The organism is Streptomyces sp. Je 1-4 4N24, from assembly GCF_026239515.1.
GTDB lineage: Bacteria > Actinomycetota > Actinomycetes > Streptomycetales > Streptomycetaceae > Streptomyces > Streptomyces nigrescens.
This window is the reverse complement of record NZ_CP110836.1, coordinates 4,530,125-4,547,004: the sequence shown is the minus strand read 5'-3', so window position 1 is coordinate 4,547,004 and position 16,880 is coordinate 4,530,125. Positions and strand designations below refer to the sequence as shown.

Sequence of the window (16,880 nt, the reverse complement as noted above, 5' to 3'; positions counted from 1 at the left end):
ATGGGCTGCGCCCATGCGCCTTCTGCCCGTCGCCCGCCACCACCCTCCGAAGGACTGGGCCGCGCCCATGACGACTCTCCACATCGACCATGTCTCACGCTGGTTTGGCAATGTCGTTGCCGTCAACGACATCACGATGACCATCGGCCCCGGTGTGACCGGCCTGCTGGGCCCCAACGGCGCCGGCAAGTCCACCCTCATCAACATGATGGGCGGCTTCCTCGCGCCCTCCAACGGCTCCGTCACCCTCGACGGGACGACGATCTGGCGCAACGCCGGCATCTACCGCCACATCGGCATCGTCCCGGAGCGCGAGGGGATGTACGACTTCCTCACCGGGCGCGAATTCGTTCTCGCCAACGCCGAGTTGCACGGCCTCGGCCTGACGGAGGCGGCGAGGGCGCTGGCCACCGTCGAGATGGAGTACGCCCAGGACCGCAAGATCTCGACGTACAGCAAGGGCATGCGGCAGCGCGTGAAGATGGCTTCCGCGCTGGTCCACGACCCGTCGGTGCTGCTGCTGGACGAGCCGTTCAACGGTATGGACCCCCGCCAGCGGATGCAGCTGATGGAGCTGCTGCGGCGGATGGGCGACGAGGGCCGTACGGTCCTGTTCTCCTCGCACATCCTCGAAGAGGTCGAGCAACTCGCCGCGCACATCGAGGTGGTGGTGGCGGGACGGCATGCCGCGTCCGGTGACTTCCGCAAGATCCGCCGGCTGATGACGGACCGCCCGCACCGCTATCTCGTCCGGTCCGACAACGACCGGGCGCTGGCCGGGGCGCTGATCGCCGACCCCTCGACGGCCGGTATCGAGGTGGACCTCGCCGAAGGCGCGCTGCGCATCCAGGCGGTCGACTTCGGCCGCTTCACCGAACTCCTGCCGCGGGTCGCCCGCGACCACGGCATCCGCCTCCTGACGGTCTCGCCCTCCGACGAGTCGCTGGAATCCGTCTTCTCCTACCTCGTAGCGGCCTGAGGCCTGAAAGGAGCCCTGACGCATGTCCACGACCACTCCGACGGCCCGGACCGCGCCCCCCGGCGCCCCCCAGTTCACGCTGTTCCACCCGACCGTCGCCCGGCTCACCTACCGCGCCCTGCTCGGCCGGCGGCGGGCCCTGATCCTCTTCGCGCTGCCCGCCCTGCTGGTGGTGCTCGCGGTGGCCGTCCGCTTGCTGACCGGTGCCGACGATGCCACCGCCGGCGACATCCTGGGCGGCTTCGCGCTGGGCACGATGGTGCCGCTGATCGGCGTCATCGCCGGTACGGGCGCGATCGGCCCGGAGATCGACGACGGCTCGGTGGTCTACCTCCTGGCCAAGCCGGTGTCCCGGCCGTCGATCATCTTCACCAAACTCCTGGTCGCGATAGGCGTCACGGTCACCTTCTCGGCCCTCCCCGTCCTGTTCGCCGGGTTTCTCCTCAACGGCAACAGTCAGCAGATGGCCGTGGGATACGCGGTGGCCGCGGCCGTCGCCTCGGTCGCCTACAGCGCTCTCTTCCTGCTCTTCGGCACGATCACCCGGCACGCCGTCGTCTTCGGTCTGGTCTACGCCCTGATCTGGGAGGCGTTCGTCGGGACGCTCATCTCGGGCGCGAAGACCCTCAGCATCCAGCAGTGGGCGCTGGCGGTCGGCCAGAAGGTGGCCGCGGAGGGTGCGCTCACCTCCGAGGTCCAACTTCCGCTCGCCATCTGCCTGTTGGTGGGTCTCACGGGTGCCGCCACCTGGTATGCCGCCCGTCGTCTGAAGGCGCTGACCCTGTCGGGCGAGGAGTAAGGACGCGGGCGGGGAGTGAGGACGTCCGGGCGGCGGGGCGACGGACGGCCGCGCCGCCCTAAGCCCCGCTCCCGGCGCTGCGCTGCCGTGCGTTGAACTCCCGCACGTTGCGCAGATGCTCCTGGTAGTCGGCGGTGAAGCGGGTGTCGCCGGGTTTGACGGTGACGAAGTAGAGCCAGTCGCCGGCGGGCGGCGCACCGGCCGCCTTCAGCGCGTCCGCACCGGGATTGTCGATCGGCGTCGGCGGCAGTCCCGGGTACCGGTAGGTGTTGTACGGGCTCTTGGTCCTGGTGTCGGCGTGGCTGGTGTGGAGCGTGCTGCGGCCCAGCGCGTAGTTGATCGTCGAGTCCATCTGCAGCGGCATACGGTGTGCGAGCCGGTTGCCGATGACCCGGGCGACCTTGCCCATGTCGGCCGGCCGGTCCGCCTCGGCCTGCACGATGCTGGCGATGAGGACCGTCCGGTAGGAGGCGATCTTGTCGGCGGCGAGGCGCTGCTTGGCGGTTTTGACCATGTAGGAGAGCAGCGACGCCGGGGTGGTGTCCGAGCTGATCGGATAGGTCGCCGGGAAGAGGTAGCCCTCCGGATTGCCCTTCGCCTCGGCCGGCAGCGGGAGATGCGCGCGCTTGGCGGCCTTCGCGGTGGACCCGGCGGGCATGTGCAGGGCCTTGTCGGCGGCGGCGTAGATCTGGGTGGCCCGCTGCCCTTCCGGGACGGTCAGCGTCTGCTCGGACTGCGGCCCGCGCAGCAGTCGCGGCAGCAGCAGGACGGCAAGGACGGCCAGGACCAACAGCACGGCCACAAGAACGAGCCGGCCGGTGCGGGAGAACCGCGGACCTGGCCGGCGAACGGTGGGCGAAGCATCGCTCATGGGCAGCACGGTAGGCGAGGGCGCGGGCAGGTGGGCCGGCCGACCCCGGATCGTTGCCGACCGCGAAGATCCTTCACCACCTCGCCATGCCCCCGCCACCTGCGACGTTGCCCGCCCGGCGGGCCCCGGCGGACCGCCGTATCGCTCCACCGCCGCCCGCCGGACCCGCCGGACCCGCCGGACCCGCCGGTCAGCCGACCACCCACCGCTCGGCCGCCCCGCCCTCAGCTGATCCGCCCGTCAGCCGCCCCGCCCGTCCGTCACCCCGCCCGTCAGCCGATCCGCCGGTCCCGTCCCGCGCCCATGCCCAGCAGGGCCAGGCCGGCGCAGACGCCGAGCAGCAGTACGAGGGGGACGGTCCAGCCGTCGGTGGCCTGGTGGACGGCGCCGAGGACCAGGGGGCCGACGGCGGCCAGGAGGTAGCCGCCGGTCTGTGCCATGCCGGAGAGGCGGGCGGCGGTGTGGGCGTCGCCCGAGCGCAGAACCATCATCGTCAGGGCCAGTCCCAGCGCGCCGCCCTGCCCGATACCGAGGAGCGCGGCCCACAGCCAGGCGCCGGCCACCGGTGCCACCAGCAGACCCGTGATGCCGCAGGCCATCAGCCCGGTCACGGCCACCGCCAGCAGCCGCTGCTGTCGCATCCGCCCCGCCAGCATCGGCACCACGAACGAACCGGCCATCTGCACCAGCGTGCTGAAGGCGAAGACCAGGCCCGCCTCGCCCTTGCCCATGCCGTGGTCGGTGAAGATCGTCGGCATCCAGGCGATGGCCACATACGCGATCAGCGACTGTGAGCCCATGAAGAGCGTGACCTGCCAGGCCAGCGGGGAGCGGCTCAGCCGCGGTCCGTCCTCGGTGAGGTGGGCCGGGGTGGCCGCGGCCGCGCCATGGCGAGTGCCGCGGCGGGCCATGAGGGTCTGCGGAATCCAGACGACCGCGGCGACGGCGGCCAGCAGTGCCCAGGAGACCAGCGCGCCCTGCCAGCCGCCGAGCGCATGCTCCATCGGCACCGCGGAGGCGGCGGAGACCGTGGCGCCCAGGATCATCGCGGTCGAGTAGAGCGCCGTCATGCCCGCGGCCCGCTCCGGGAAGTCCCGCTTGATCAGGCCCGGCATCAGCACATTCAGCAGGGCTATGGAGGACCCCACCACCGCACACCCGGCGAACAGCGCGACCACCGGCGGGGCGATCCGCAGCACGATGCCGCCGCACAGCGCCACCAGCGCCGCACAGAGCGCCGTCTCGGTGCCCCAGCGGCGCGCCAGCTTCGGCGCGGCGATCGAGCCGAGGCCCATGAAGATCAGCGGAATGGTCGTCACCAGGCTGCTGGCGGTCGCGGTCAGCCGGAAATGCGCGCCGATCTCACCGAGCAGCGGTGAGACCCCGGCCAGCGCCGCCCGCATATTGAGCGCGGCAAGCACGATCCCGGTCATGACCAGCGCCGGGTGGGCCCGCAGCCGGCGGCGGGCCGCGGCGACCGGCGGTGCCGCGACCAGGTCCTCCTCGGCGTCGATCAAGGGTGTTTCGGACCTGGGCCCTGCCATGCGCGCATACCTCGTCAGGAGTGGGGATCGGGAAGGAAGGAGAGAGGGGATTGGGAGAGGGAGCTGAGAGAGGAACTGCGGGGGAAGGGCCTGCCCTCAGCGGGCGGCCAGCAGGGCCTCCACGGCCCGCTTCGGCTTGTCCAGCAGTGCGCGGGTGGCCCGCTCCGCCGCTTCCGGGTCGCCCGCCGCGATCGCCTCCATGACCGCACGGTGATCCCCGTGCACGATCCTCGGCATCGCCTGGTCGTCGAGCGCGCTGACCAGCGCCTCCCGCACCGAGCTGCTGAACCAGTCGTAGGTCGCCGTCAGCGCGGTGTTGTGCGCGGCCTCGACGACGGCTTTGTGGAACGCGACGTCATGATCGGCGTGGAGCTCCAGACTGCCCGCGTCGGGCTGCCCCTCCGCGTCCCCCAGTTCGGCCTGGGCATCCAGGGCGGCCCGCATCCGTTCCAGATCCTCGGGCCGGTGGCGCAGCGCGGCCAGCCGGGCGGCCTCCGCCTCCAGCGCGATCCGCAGCTCCAGTACGTCGCGGATACCGGCCCGCTGGATGCCGCGCATGATGTCGCCCGGGTCCGCGGTGGAGACGACGAAGGTGCCCTCGCCCTGCCGCGAGCGCAGCATCCCGGCGTGAACGAGGACCCGCACCGCCTCGCGCACGGTGTTACGGCCGACCTGGAGCTGCTCGGCGAGCGCATGCTCGGTGGGGATCCGGGACCCCACCTTCCACTCCCCGGCCGTCAGCTGGGACCGCAGGGCGTCGACGACGGTGTCCACCAGGGATTGCCGCCCGGCTGCCTGCAGTGCCATATCCATTCCGTCCGCGTCGATGAATCCGTAGACCGGCCGGACCCACAGGGCCCGTAGGGACCGGCCCCCGCAAGACCGGCCCCCGCAGGGCCGGTAGCAAGTCCCGTAGGCCGGTCGAGGGCCAGTTGAATACCAGTTGCCCAGTCATCCTACAACTGGTCGATTCATCGTACACGGAAACGCCGGCGGCGAAGGGGCGAAGAAGCCCGTCGCCCCTCGCCCCGTCGCCCCTCGCCCCCGCACCTCACAGCCCGATATCCCGCTCCTGGATGTCCGCGAGGGATTCGCGCCGTACGAGAAGGCGGGCATGCCCGTCGGTGACGGCGATGACCGGCGGCCGGCCGACGAGGTTGTAGCCGGAGGCCATCGAGAGGTGGTACGCGCCGGCGACGGGCACGGCCAGCAGGTCGCCGGAGCGGATGTCGCCGGGCAGCCGGGTGTCGGCGGCGAGGACATCGCCGGCCTCGCAGTGCCGCCCGACGACGGTGACGGGTTCCGGTGCGGCGGCCGAGGCGCGGCCGACCAGTCGTGGCGCATAGCGCACCCCGTACAGCGCGGGCCGCGGGTTGTCGCTCATCCCGCCGTCCACCGCCACGAAGGTGTGGGCGCCGGTCCGTTTGACGGACAGCACCCGGTAGAGGACGACCCCGGCCGGGCCCGCGATGGCGCGGCCCGGTTCGACGGCGAGCCGGGGCACCGGCAGACCGGCCGCCGCGCAGCCGCCGGCCAGTTCGGCGCGGATCTTGGTGCCGAGGGAGACGAGGTCGAGCGCGGGCTCCCCGGGGCGGTAGGCGACGCCATGGCCGCCGCCGAGGTCCAGCTCGGGCAGGGTGATGCCGTGGTGCTCCCGGATCCGGGCCAGCAGGCCGATCAGCCGCCGTACCGCCGAAAGATAGGGCTTGACGGTGGTGATCTGCGAGCCCAAGTGGCAGTGCAGGCCGACCAGTTCGAGGCGCGGCTGGCTGAGTATCCGGGTGATGGCGTGCTGTGCGGAGCCGTCGGCGATCGACAGGCCGAACTTCTGGTCGTCGGTCCCGGTACGGATCTTGGCGTGGCCGCCGGCGGCGATCCCCGGCACGACCCGGACCAGTACCTTCTGGCGGCTGCCCGCCGGGACCGCGACGGCCAGCCGGGCGATCTCCGAGGTGCTGTCGATGACGATCCGGCCGACACCCAGCCGCAGCGCGGCCCGCAGGTCGGCCGGGCTCTTGGCGTTGCCGTGCAGCACGATCCGCTCGGGCGGAAAGCCGGTGGTGACGGCCAGCTCCAGCTCGCCGGCGGAGCAGACGTCCAGCCCGAGCCCCTCCTCCTGCACCCAGTGCACCATGGCGCGGCACAGGAAGGCCTTGGCCGCGTAGTAGACCTCGGTGTCGGGGAAGGCCCTCAGGTAGGCGCGGCAGCGGTGGCGGACTTCGCCCTCGTCCAGAACGTAGGCGGGGGTGCCGAAGCGGTCGGCCAGCTCGGTGAGCGAGACACCGCCGACGGCGATGTCGTCATGGCCGACCGGCGCCGCGGACGCGGGCCAGATGGACCGCGGTTCGCTGTCGGACGGCGGCCGGGCGGCGGTACGCGGCGGGGGTGCCAGGGCGGTGGCCGGCGGCGGGGCACCGGCCTCGTGGCCGGCCGGGGGCAGAGTGCGGTGACTCATCGCGATCGCCCCTCCCTCAGGCTGCCCGTAGGTGGTGACCACGGGAAATGTCGGGGATGAACCGGGGATCGACGGTCAGGACCGTCGCTCCGACGGGTTCGGCCAGCGCCCGCAGCGCCGGTTCGGAGAGCCGGACCCAGGGCTGTCCGCCGCCGAGGGCCGCGGCAAGCCGTTGGGGCGAGGTGAAGGCGACGGCGGTACGGCCGCCGAGCGGAGTGCGGAACAGGCGGGCCGTGCAGCCCGCGGGGCCCGACCGGACGGGGACGAACAGCGGCCCGGCCGGGACACGATCGGCGGGCTCGGGATCTTCCGCGTACAGATGGTGGGACACGGCGTTGCTCCTCGGACAGAACATCGGCCCCGGACCGGTGGGAAACGCGTACGCCGGGGCTCGGCTCTGACGCTATGCCCGGCGCACGGGGCGCCCCGCCGGTCGCTGACGCGTCATTGACGGATTGCGGGCGCTACTTGACGCGATGCTGCCGCTCGGTGGCCGGTTGTGCGGCGGTGGTGACGCGAGGTGTGGGCCGTGGGCGGCAGGCCGGGCCCCGCCCGCCGGTCCGCCACCCGGTCCATCGTCCGTGGACCGCCGCGCTTGACCTTGACACTGTGGAAAGCACTCCACTGGAAGGCGTCATGTTCAGCATCGGAGATTTCGCCCAGTACGGCCGTGTATCGGCCCGCATGCTGCGCCATTACGACGCGATCGGGCTGCTGCGCCCGGCCCGTACCGACCCCGTCAGCGGCTACCGCTTCTACGAAGCGGCCCAGCTCGCCCGGCTCAACCGCATCATCGCGCTCAAGGACCTCGGATTCAGCCTCCAGCAGGTGGGGGCGATCCTGGCCGAGGAGGTGAGCGTGCCGGAGCTGCGCGGGATGCTGCGGCTGCGGCAGGCGGAGCTGGAGGCGGCGCTGACGGCGGAGGGTGCGCGGCTGGCGCGGGTCGAGGCGAGGCTCCGGACGATCGAGAGTGAGGGACGCATGTCTGCCGACGATGTGGTGGTCAAGCGCACCGGGACGGTACTGCTCGCGGAGCTGAGCGGGATCGCCGCCAGTTACGGGCCCGAGGACATCGGCCCGGTGATCACGCCGCTCTACGCCGAGCTGTGCCGGCTGCTGGCGGCGGCGGGGGTGACACCTGCCGGGACGGGGCTGGCGTACTACGAGGACGTACCCGAGCCGGGCGAGGGGAGCGACCGGCCGGCCGGAGGGAACGACGGGAAGGACGCCATCATCGTGCACGCGGGGATGGTGATCACCGAGGAGGCCCTGGCGAAGGCCGGTGCCACGACCGGCACCTCCGGCCGCCCCGGAGCCCCCGCCGCCACCGGCCTCGGCTTCGATGTCGTCACCCTCCCCGGCCTGGACAGCGCCGCCACGGTGGTGCACCGCGGCCCGATGAGCCGGATTCTGCCGACCGCCCAGAATCTTGCCCACTGGATCGACGACAACGGCTATCGCTCCGCCGGGTACGCCCGCGAGCTGTACCTGGAGTGCCCGCCGGACCTGGAGAAGTGGGTCACGGAGATCCAGGAGCCGGTGGTCAGGGCGTAACGACGGGGCCTGGAACCCGGCGGGACACCAGGGCGTAAGGCCGGGCCGGAGACACGGCGTCACACCGGGCCGGACCCCAGGCCGCCCCGCCGGGCCACACCCGGCCTCAGCGCATGACCTCTCCGCCCGGCGCCGCCCCGCCCAGACCGGCGGTGACCGTCTCGGCGAAGGCCACCGCCGCCGGGCTCAGTGCCGCCCACCGGCGGACCGCCCAGCCGGTGGCCAGCGGGGGCAGGCCGGTGATCGGTACCAGCCGCAGGGCCGGGTGGGCGGTGGCCGGCAGGCCCGGCAGCTGGGGTACGACCGCAGGGCCGACGCCGAGTTCGGCCAGCAGCAGGGCGGTGTCCCAGTCGGCGACGCTGGTGGTGCTCGGGGGCGGCACGGGCCCGGCGTCCCGGTGGCCGAGGTGGCCGTCGAGGCGCATCCGGGAGGTGGAGTTCTCCGGCAGCCGGATGTGCCGGATGCCGGCCAGCTCCCCGGGCTCGATGCACTCCCGGTCGGCGAGCGGGTCATCGGCGCGTACGGCGAGCACCCACGGCAGGCGGATCACCGGATGCTGCTCGATACCGTGCTCCGGTGGGCCGATGGTGATCCAGGCCAGTTCGGAGCTGCCGTCGGCGACCGCCTCGAAGCAGCGGCGGCTGGAACTCTCGGTCCGGAACTCCAGGTTGACGTGCGGATGGCGGGCGCGGAAGGTGACCACCGCGTCGGACATGAAGTGCCGTACGGACGTGGCGCCGGTGGTCACCCGGACCGTGCCGCCGTCGCCCGCGCGCAGATCGGCCAGCCGGCGCAGCGCCAGATCCAGCCCGCCGATGCCGTCCGCCGCCGCGCGGTGCAGGATCCGGCCCGCCTGGGTCGGTGCCACCCCGCGTGGCCGGCGTTCCAACAGCCCGATGCCCGCCGCCCGTTCGACGCGTTTGATGCGCTGGCTGACGGCCGACTGGGTACAGCCGAGATCGCGGGCGACGGCGCTGAGATTGCCCGCCTCGCACACGGCCACGAAGGCGCGCAGGTCGTCGAGGGTCACCGACGTACGATATTCCGCCAACCCAAGCTATAGCTAAGGGATTTGGAAGGAGATCAGAGGATTGACTTGGGGGTGAGAGCGCGGCGAAGATCGTCACAGGGCCCAGGGCGGCAACCCGGAACCGCGTACGGCCGTACGGTTCCGGGTGCCGACCCGCATGCACTGACACGCTCCGACTCGGCCGCGCCGCACGGCCGTTGCCGCCGGCTACGCCGCCCGGTGCCGCTGGCTACGCCCCGCCCGGCGCACCCGCCCGCGCCGGAGCGGCCGCCGCCCGAGCCGCCGGGAGGTCACCGTCACCGTCGTCACCGTCGCCGCCCGCCCCGCGCCGTACGACGGCCAGGACCAGTACCCCGCCCGCCAGCGCCACCGTCCCGGAGATCAGCAGGATGTCGGTCAGCCCGGAGACATGGGCGGCCGCGACAGCCGTACGGGAGGCACCGGGTCGGACGTCGTGCAGCGCGTCGGCGAAGACGGTGCCGAGGGCCGCGACGCCCAGTGCGAAGCCCAGCTGCTGGGAGGTGTTCATGGCACCGCTCGCCATCCCCGCCCGTTGCGGGGGAGCCGCGCCGAGCGCCGCCGAGACCAGTACCGGCATCGCCGCCCCGATACCCAGCCCGCTCACCGCGAGCCCGGGGACCAGCGCCGCCCAGCCGGCGCCGTCGTCCAGCAGCGCGTACTCCAGCAGCACCCCGGCGCCCACCAGCAACATGCCGATACCGATCGGGAGTTGGGGTGCCATCCGCTGGAGCAGCCGGCCGCCCAGCGCGCCGACCAGCAGGGACACCAACGCCATCGGCGTCACCGCGAGGCCCGCCTGCACCGGGCTCAGACCGAGGATGTTCTGCACCCACAGCCCCACGAAGGTGAGATACGGGAACGCCGCGGCCTGCAGCAGCAGCGCCGCCGCCGGCAGCGCCGCGAACGAGGGGCGGCGCAGCAGCCCCAGGTCCAGCAGCGGCCGCTGCACCCGCCGTTCGACGAGGACGAACACCAGCAGCGCGAGCGCCGCGCCGCCGAGCGCGATGAGCGTCCCGGACTCCGTCCAGCCCTGCTCGCCGCCGCGCATCAGCCCGTATGTCAGCGCGCCCGCGCAGGCGGTGAAGGACGCGGCACCCGGCCAGTCGATCCGGGCGAGGGGAGTCCTCCCGGCGGAGTCCGATCGAGGACGGGGGAGGCCGCCGTACGACTCGGGAACCCTGCGCACCGTGATCCATACCGCGACCGCGGTCAGCGGCAGATTGACCAGGAAGATCGCCCGCCAGTCCACATACTCGGTGAGCAGGCCGCCCAGTACGGGGCCGGTCGCGGCCGCCGCGCCGCTGGTGCCGCCCCAGACGCCGAACGCCACGCCCCGGTCCCGGCCCTGGTAAGCGGCCATCAGCAGCGGGGTGTTGGTGGCGATCATCGCCGCCGCGCCCACACCCTGCACAGCGCGGGCCACGACCAGGACGCTCGCGTCCGGGGCCAGACCGCAGGCCAGCGAGGCGAGCGCGAACACCGTCAGCCCGGCCACATACAGCCGGCGCCGGCCGAAGAGGTCCGCGGCCGAGCCCGCCAGCATCAGCAGCGCGGCCAGCGCCAGCGCATAGATGTCCAGCACCCACTGAAGCGAGGTGAGGGTGGCGTCCAGGCCGTCGGCTATCCGGGGCAGCGCGGTGTTCACGATCGTCACATCGACCAGCAACAGGAAGTTGCCGAGGGCGATGGCGGCCAGCGGCCACCACTTCCCGGCCGGTCCTCCGCCCGGCTTCCCGCCCGCGTCCGGCGCCCGGACGCCCGCCGCGGTCCCCCTCTCGGGTGTGCTCCGCATGATCCTTTCCTCCCGTGGGTAGCGGCCGGTGCCCACGGGCCCGGCGCCGCCCGCAAGGCCGGCCCGGCCCGCCGATTCCCCGGCCGGCGACGTGTGTTGCCGACGCCACGGTGTGGTGCGCACCGCCCGCGCTCCCAGCCATCGCGCGTCCGGCGGCGCAATCCGACACGCGTTAGCCTCGAACGGTGAAATCCGACCGGAAGCCCGAGGCGGCGGACCGGGGGAACGGCACCGGTGACCCCGGCGGCCCGACCGGCTTCGACGCCCTCGACCACCGGCTGATCCATGCGCTGCAGCTCGACGGCCGGGCGCCGTTCAGCCGGATCGCCGCCGTGCTCGGGGTCTCCGACCAGACCGTCGCCCGGCGCTACACCCGGCACCGCACCCACGGCATGCTCAAGGTGCTGGGCCTGCCGGATGCCCAGGCGCTGGGCGAGGTGCAATGGCTGGTGCGGGTCCAGTGCACCCCGGACGCCGCGGTCGCCGTCGCCGAGGCGCTGGCCCGCCGCCCGGACACCTCCTGGGTCAGCCTGATGTCCGGCGGCACCGAGATCTCCGCGGTGTGCCACGCGGTGAGCAGCGACCACAGCGATGTACTGCTGCTGCAGAAGCTGCCCCGCACCCCGAGCGTCATCGGGGTGACCGCACACTGCCGGCTGCACCAGTTCTACGGCGGTCCCCAGGGCCTGATCAGCAAGTCCGGCGCGCTGACCGACGAGCAGATCGCCCGGCTGAGCCCGCCGCCGCCGGACCCGGCAGCCGCCCCCGTCACCCTCACCGACACCGACCGCCGGCTCTTCGACGTCCTCGCCCGGGACGGCCGCGCCCCACTGGCCGAACTCGCCGCCGCCACCGGCTGGTCGCCCACCACCGTCCGCCGCCGCTTCGCGGAACTGCGGGCGAACGGTGTCCTGTACTACGACGTCGACTACGACCTGCGGCAGTTCGGGTACGGCGTGATGGTGGCTCTCTGGCTGTCCGTCGAGCCCGCCCGGCTCGCCGCCGCCGGAGAGGCGATGGCGGCACACCCGGAAGTCGCCTACGCCTGCGCCACCACCGGTCCGAACAACCTCTTCGCCTCGGTGCTCTGCCGCGACGTCGGCGCGGTCTACACCTATCTGACGACCCGGGTGGCTGCGCTGCCCGGCGTACGGTCCATGGAGAGCGCGCCCCGCATCCGGCACATCAAGGGACCGGGGCCGCTGTTCTCCGCCGGTCACACCGCCCCGGGGCGCCGCCGGTGAGGCCGCCGGTGGAGCCACCGCGCGGCGGCCGTCGGCCGGGCTCCGGCAACCCCCTGGCCTGGGCGAGGGACTGGGTACGCAGCAGCCCCGGAACCCACATCTGGCTGCTGGTCATCGGCATCACCAGCCTGGTCATCGCCTCCGCCTCCGAGGGGCTGGGGCAGTTCCTGGTCCACCGCACCAGCAGCAACATCCACCAGCTGAACGAGCATCCGCTGCCGTCGCTGCTGATCAGCGGCTTCTGGATCGAACGCCCCTCGTCCTTCCTGCTCTACGTGGTGCTGTTCGAGCTGCTGCACGCCAACGTGGAGCGCTGGACGGGGACCCTGCGCTGGCTGCTGACCGTCGGCGGTGCGCATATCGCCGCCACCCTCGCCAGCCAGGAGCTCGTGCTGCTGGCCATCGAGGGCCACCAGCTGCCGCGGTCGATGACCCATGTCGTGGACATCGGGGTCTCGTACGGGCTGGCGGCGGCCGCCGGGGTGCTGACGTACCGCCTGCGGCAGCCCTGGCGCTATGGCTGTCTCGCCGGGGTGCTGATCTTCTTCGGGATTCCGCTGCTGACCGGTGCGACCTTCACCGACTTCGGCCATGCCATCGCGCTGACCATGGGCTTTGCGGCCTGGCCGCTGACCCCGGCGGCCGCCGAGGGGCTGCCGCCGGAGGAGGAGCACGGCCACGAACCCGCCGGCCCGGCCGAGGAGCCACCGCCGGGCCGGGATCCGGAAGGCTGTCAGGAGAGGTAGAGCCGCTCCAGCACCACCGCGACACCGTCGTCCTCGTTGGAGGCGGTGAACTCGTCCGCGACGGCCTTCAGCTCGTCATGGGCGTTGGCCATCGCCACACCGTGTGCGGCCCAGGCGAACATCGGGATGTCGTTGGGCATATCGCCGAAGGCCAGGGTCTCCTTGGCGGTGAGGCCCAGCCGGCGGGCGGCCAGCGACAGCCCGGTGGCCTTCGACAGGCCCAGCGGCAGCAGTTCGACGATGCCCTCGCCGGCCACCGTCACCCCCACCAGATCCCCGGCGACCTGACGCGCGACCTGGGCCAGCGCATCGTCGTCCAGGGCCGGGTGCTGGATGTAGACCTTGTTGATCGGGGCCGCCCACAGCTCGCCGGGGTCGTTCATCAGGACGTTCGGCAGCGGGCCTTCCTGGACGCGGTAGCCGGGGCCGACCAGCACCTCGCCCTCCAGACCGTCCCGGCTCGCCGCCAGATACAGCGGCCCGACCTCCGCCTCGATCTTGGACAGCGCGAGACCGGCGAGCTGGCGGTCGAGCGTCACCGACGTCAGCAGCCGGTGTTCACCGGCGTGGTAGACCTGACCGCCCTGTCCGCACACCGCGAGGCCCCGGTAGTCCAGGGCGTCGAGGATGTGCCGGGTCCAGGGCACGGCCCGGCCGGTGACGACGATATGGGCCGCGCTCGCCGCGGTGGCCGCGGCGAGCGCCTGGCGGGTGCGCTCGGAGACGGTCTCGTCGGAGCGCAGCAGCGTGCCGTCGAGGTCCGTGGCGATGAGCTTGTAGGGCAGCGGGGCACCCGCGGCCGGAGCGGGTGCGCTCACTTGGCGACGGGCTCCAGGATCTCCCGGCCGCCCAGGTAGGGGCGGAGCACCTCGGGGACGCGCACCGAGCCGTCCGCCTGCTGGTGGTTCTCGAAGATCGCCACGATGGTGCGCGGTACGGCGCAGAGCGTGCCGTTGAGGGTCGCGAGCGGCGAGACCTTCTGCTTGCCGTCGACGTTCTCCCGCATCCGGACCGAGAGGCGGCGCGCCTGGAACTCGTCGCAGTTCGAGGCCGAGGTCAGCTCGCGGTACTTGCCCTGGGTCGGGATCCACGCCTCGCAGTCGAACTTGCGGGAGGCGGAGGCGCCGAGGTCACCGGTGGCGACATCGATCACCTGGAAGGGCAGCTCCAGACCGGTCAGCCACTGCTTCTCCCAGTCCAGGAGCCGCTGGTGCTCGTTCTGGGCGTCCTCCGGCGCGACGTACGAGAACATCTCGACCTTGTCGAACTGGTGGACCCGGAAGATGCCGCGGGTGTCCTTGCCGTAGGTGCCGGCCTCGCGGCGGAAGCACGGCGAGAAACCGGCATAGCGCAGCGGCAGCTTGGCCGCGTCGACGATCTCGTCCATGTGGTACGCGGCGAGCGGGACCTCGGAGGTGCCGACCAGGTAGTAGTCGTCCTTCTCCAGGTGGTAGACGTTCTCCGCGGCCTGGCCGAGGAAGCCCGTGCCCTCCATGGCGCGCGGGCGCACCAGGGCGGGGGTCAGCATCGGCGTGAAACCGGCCGCGGTGGCCTGCGCGATGGCGGCGTTGACCAGCGCGAGCTCCAGCAGCGCGCCGACGCCCGTGAGGTAGTAGAAGCGGGAGCCGGACACCTTGGCGCCGCGCTCGACGTCGATGGCGCCGAGCAGCTCGCCGATCTCCAGGTGGTCCTTGGGCTCGAAGCCCTCGGCGGTGAAGTCACGGATCGTGCCGTGCGTCTCCAGGACCCGGAAGTCCTCCTCGCCGCCGACCGGGACGTCGGGGTGGACGAGGTTGCCGAGCTTCCGCAGCAGCGCCTGCGTCTCTTCCTTGGCTTCGTCCTGCGCGGCGTCGGCGGCCTTGACGGCGGCGGACAGCTCACCGGCCTTCTTCAGCAGCTCGGCCTTCTCGTCGCCGGCGGCCTTGGGGATGAGCTTGCCGAGCGACTTCTGCTCGGCACGCAGCTCGTCGAAGCGGACGCTGGACGACCTGCGCCGCTCGTCGGCGGAGAGAAGCGCGTCGACGAGGTCGACGTCCTCTCCACGGGCGCGCTGGGACGCGCGCACACGGTCGGGGTCCTCACGGAGCAGGCGAAGGTCAATCACCCCCCCAGGCTACCGGGGCCACGCCCCGCCACTCGACGGCATATTGCCCGGCAAGTCATTTTGCCCGTTTTGGGGCTGTTTATTCCCTTAGGGGTGGGGGACGAAAGGCGGTGCGGAATTCCCGCGCATTCCATGGCGCGGGGTGGTCGGCGAGGTCCCTTCGCGGTGTCCGGGATGGGGTTTTCGCGGTCTCCGCACCGATGATCCACTGTGGGGACAGCGGGAGTTGGGCGGGCGTCGAGGCGGGCCGCGGGTCCCGGGTTATCCCCCGGGATCCCCTGGTTGTCCACAGGGGTCGGGGGTTTCGGGAATCTTATCCACAGGCTGTGTGTGAGATCTGTGGAAGTCAGAGGTGATCATTCCGCTCCCGAAATGCTCGGCTATGGATTCCCTGTCCAAACCCCGTTCACGCACTCTTTCGTGTGGGATTGCCTCGCCCTAAAGGATTGATCACGTGAATTGTGCTGACGGTGCCCGACGTGGGGTGTTGTGGAACGGTGTGTGGTCAGTAGGGCGATATGTCGACTGTGTCCGACCCGGATGTCGACTTACCCACAGGTCGAGAACTGGCCCTGTGGATAACTTTGTGGATAACCCACTGGCCTTCCAAAGCCGCAGGTCGTGCTGTTCCACAGCGCCCGCCGCCCGCCCGTGAAGCACCGGGCGCCCGCTCAGCTCCGCCCGTCCATGCAGCGCGCCAGCCAGTCCGACGCGTCGGTGAACGCCACGTCGGTCATCTCCGGCCGCACGCTCGCCGTCACCTCGTCCGCCCGCGGATACGAGCCGAGGAAGCGCACCTCCTGGCAGACCCGCTTGAGGCCCATCAGCACCTCGCTGACCCGCCGGTCGGTGATGTGCCCCTCGCAGTCCACGGAGAAGCAGTAGCGGCCGATGCCCTCGCCGGTCGGCCGGGACTCGATGCGCATCATGCTCACCCCGCGCACCGCGTACTCCTGGAGCAGTTCGAGCAGCGCACCGGGGTGGTCCTCGCGCAGCCACAGCACGACCGAGGTCTTGTCCGCGCCGGTGGGCGCGGCGGGCCGGGCCGGGCGGCCCACCAGCACGAAGCGGGTGGCCGCGTTCTGTGCGTCATGGATGTCGGTGACCAGCGGTGCGAGGCCGTATGTCGCCGCCGCGAACTCGCCCGCGAACGCGCCGTCGTAGCGGCCCTCCTGCACCAGCCGCGCGCCATCGGCGTTCGAGGCCGCCGACTCCCATACGGCTTCCGGGAGTTGCGACGCCAGCCACTTGCGCACCTGCGGCTGGGCGACCGGGTGCCCGGTCACCGTCTTCACGTCGGTGAGCGCCGTACCGGGGCGCACGAGCAGCGCGAAGGCGATCGGCAGCAGCACCTCGCGGTAGATCATCAGTGGCTCGCCGGACGCCAGTTCGTCGAGGGTGGTGGTCACACCGCCCTCGACGGAGTTCTCGATCGGCACCAGTGCCGCGGCGGCCTCACCGGCACGCACCGCGTCCAGGGCGGCGGGCACCGACACCATCGGCGTCAGCTCGCGGGTCGCCGCCTCGGGGAGGGTGCGCAGCGCGGCCTCCGTGAAGGTGCCCTCGGGGCCCAGATAGGTATAGCGGCTGGCCGACATGGATTAGGACTCCCTCGCGTAACTGCGGGGGCACCCCGCCGATCTTCTCCCTGTCCTGCCACGATACCCAGCCGCTCCGCTGCCCGGCCGGTACACGGGAATACCGCCACCCCCCACCCCGTTGTGGCCCCGAGGGGGCGCTC

15 protein-coding genes are annotated in these 16,880 nt (G+C 72.2%); 5 read left to right on the top strand and 10 right to left on the bottom strand.

The genetic code is table 11. The features are described from left to right. Positions 1-67: 67 nt before the first annotated feature. Both SLV14N_RS19700 and SLV14N_RS19695 read left to right on the top strand, forming a co-directional pair. Entirely contained in the window at positions 68-979 is a 912-nt protein-coding gene (locus SLV14N_RS19700) for an ABC transporter ATP-binding protein (RefSeq protein ID WP_263270434.1), read from the top strand. Positions 980-1,058: 79 nt separating this feature from the next. After that, positions 1,059-1,778, top strand: coding sequence for an ABC transporter permease subunit (locus tag SLV14N_RS19695; protein WP_208687988.1), 720 nt, complete (start codon positions 1,059-1,061; stop codon positions 1,776-1,778). A 58-nt stretch (positions 1,779-1,836) separates the two neighbouring features. Here the strand turns inward: SLV14N_RS19695 and mltG are convergent, their stop codons facing one another. The 5 genes from mltG to SLV14N_RS19670 form a co-directional block, all read right to left on the bottom strand. Continuing rightward, positions 1,837-2,649, bottom strand: a complete 813-nt coding sequence (gene mltG / locus SLV14N_RS19690) for an endolytic transglycosylase MltG (RefSeq protein ID WP_263270432.1) — start codon at positions 2,647-2,649, stop codon at positions 1,837-1,839. 272 nt (positions 2,650-2,921) lie between these two features. Further along, positions 2,922-4,193 carry an MFS transporter gene (locus tag SLV14N_RS19685; protein WP_263270430.1) on the bottom strand — a complete coding sequence of 424 codons (1,272 nt, stop codon included), beginning with the start codon at positions 4,191-4,193 and terminating at the stop codon, positions 2,922-2,924. A 96-nt stretch (positions 4,194-4,289) separates the two neighbouring features. Then, positions 4,290-5,000, bottom strand: coding sequence for a FadR/GntR family transcriptional regulator (locus tag SLV14N_RS19680; protein ID WP_263270428.1), 711 nt, complete (start codon positions 4,998-5,000; stop codon positions 4,290-4,292). Positions 5,001-5,244: 244 nt separating this feature from the next. Continuing rightward, positions 5,245-6,648: a diaminopimelate decarboxylase gene (gene lysA, locus SLV14N_RS19675; protein ID WP_263270426.1), complete on the bottom strand. Its 1,404-nt coding sequence runs from the start codon at positions 6,646-6,648 to the stop codon at positions 5,245-5,247. Between the two features lie 16 nt (positions 6,649-6,664). After that, positions 6,665-6,979: an SAV_915 family protein gene (locus SLV14N_RS19670; protein WP_263270424.1), complete on the bottom strand. Its 315-nt coding sequence runs from the start codon at positions 6,977-6,979 to the stop codon at positions 6,665-6,667. 305 nt (positions 6,980-7,284) lie between these two features. Here SLV14N_RS19670 and SLV14N_RS19665 point away from each other — a divergent pair, with 305 nt between their 5' ends. Continuing rightward, positions 7,285-8,202, top strand: coding sequence for a MerR family transcriptional regulator (locus SLV14N_RS19665; RefSeq protein WP_263270422.1), 918 nt, complete (start codon positions 7,285-7,287; stop codon positions 8,200-8,202). Positions 8,203-8,308: 106 nt separating this feature from the next. Here the strand turns inward: SLV14N_RS19665 and SLV14N_RS19660 are convergent, their stop codons facing one another. Together SLV14N_RS19660 and SLV14N_RS19655 are read right to left on the bottom strand one after the other, a co-directional pair. Beyond that, complete coding sequence (locus tag SLV14N_RS19660) at positions 8,309-9,232, bottom strand: LysR family transcriptional regulator (RefSeq protein WP_263270420.1); 924 nt, start codon at positions 9,230-9,232, stop codon at positions 8,309-8,311. Positions 9,233-9,461: 229 nt separating this feature from the next. After that, positions 9,462-11,045 (bottom strand): MFS transporter, encoded by a 1,584-nt coding sequence (locus SLV14N_RS19655; protein WP_263270418.1) that lies wholly within the window; start codon positions 11,043-11,045, stop codon positions 9,462-9,464. Positions 11,046-11,230: 185 nt separating this feature from the next. Between SLV14N_RS19655 and SLV14N_RS19650 the strand changes: the two genes are divergently transcribed. Together SLV14N_RS19650 and SLV14N_RS19645 are read left to right on the top strand one after the other, a co-directional pair. Further along, a complete protein-coding gene (locus tag SLV14N_RS19650) occupies positions 11,231-12,289 on the top strand; it encodes an Lrp/AsnC family transcriptional regulator (RefSeq protein WP_263270416.1) in 1,059 nt (352 codons plus the stop codon). Positions 12,290-12,297: 8 nt separating this feature from the next. Further along, the gene (locus SLV14N_RS19645; protein ID WP_263270414.1) at positions 12,298-13,035 is read left to right on the top strand and encodes a rhomboid-like protein; all 738 of its coding nucleotides are present in this window, start codon (positions 12,298-12,300) and stop codon (positions 13,033-13,035) included. Here the strand turns inward: SLV14N_RS19645 and SLV14N_RS19640 are convergent. The 3 genes from SLV14N_RS19640 to pheA form a co-directional block, all read right to left on the bottom strand. Next, the gene (locus SLV14N_RS19640; RefSeq protein ID WP_263270412.1) at positions 13,023-13,853 is read right to left on the bottom strand and encodes an HAD family hydrolase; all 831 of its coding nucleotides are present in this window, start codon (positions 13,851-13,853) and stop codon (positions 13,023-13,025) included. The genes SLV14N_RS19645 and SLV14N_RS19640 overlap by 13 nt on opposite strands. After that, positions 13,850-15,139, bottom strand: coding sequence for a serine--tRNA ligase (gene serS / locus SLV14N_RS19635; protein ID WP_208682280.1), 1,290 nt, complete (start codon positions 15,137-15,139; stop codon positions 13,850-13,852). Before serS ends, SLV14N_RS19640 begins: the two co-directional genes overlap by 4 nt. A 671-nt stretch (positions 15,140-15,810) precedes the next feature. Further along, the gene (gene pheA, locus SLV14N_RS19630) at positions 15,811-16,737 is read right to left on the bottom strand and encodes a prephenate dehydratase (RefSeq protein WP_208682278.1); all 927 of its coding nucleotides are present in this window, start codon (positions 16,735-16,737) and stop codon (positions 15,811-15,813) included. Between the last annotated feature and the right edge of the window lie 143 nt (positions 16,738-16,880).

Excerpts from the sequence above, each read along its gene's own strand:
- SLV14N_RS19665 (WP_263270422.1), top strand. The coding sequence starts at position 7,285 with ATGTTCAGCATCGGAGATTTCGCCCAGTACGGCCGTGTATCGGCCCGC.
- SLV14N_RS19685 (WP_263270430.1), bottom strand. The coding sequence starts at position 4,193 with ATGGCAGGGCCCAGGTCCGAAACACCCTTGATCGACGCCGAGGAGGAC.
- SLV14N_RS19700 (WP_263270434.1), top strand. The coding sequence starts at position 68 with ATGACGACTCTCCACATCGACCATGTCTCACGCTGGTTTGGCAATGTC.
- lysA (WP_263270426.1), bottom strand. The coding sequence starts at position 6,648 with ATGAGTCACCGCACTCTGCCCCCGGCCGGCCACGAGGCCGGTGCCCCG.
- mltG (WP_263270432.1), bottom strand. The coding sequence starts at position 2,649 with ATGAGCGATGCTTCGCCCACCGTTCGCCGGCCAGGTCCGCGGTTCTCC.
- SLV14N_RS19655 (WP_263270418.1), bottom strand. The coding sequence starts at position 11,045 with ATGCGGAGCACACCCGAGAGGGGGACCGCGGCGGGCGTCCGGGCGCCG.
- pheA (WP_208682278.1), bottom strand. The coding sequence starts at position 16,737 with ATGTCGGCCAGCCGCTATACCTATCTGGGCCCCGAGGGCACCTTCACG.
- SLV14N_RS19680 (WP_263270428.1), bottom strand. The coding sequence starts at position 5,000 with ATGGCACTGCAGGCAGCCGGGCGGCAATCCCTGGTGGACACCGTCGTC.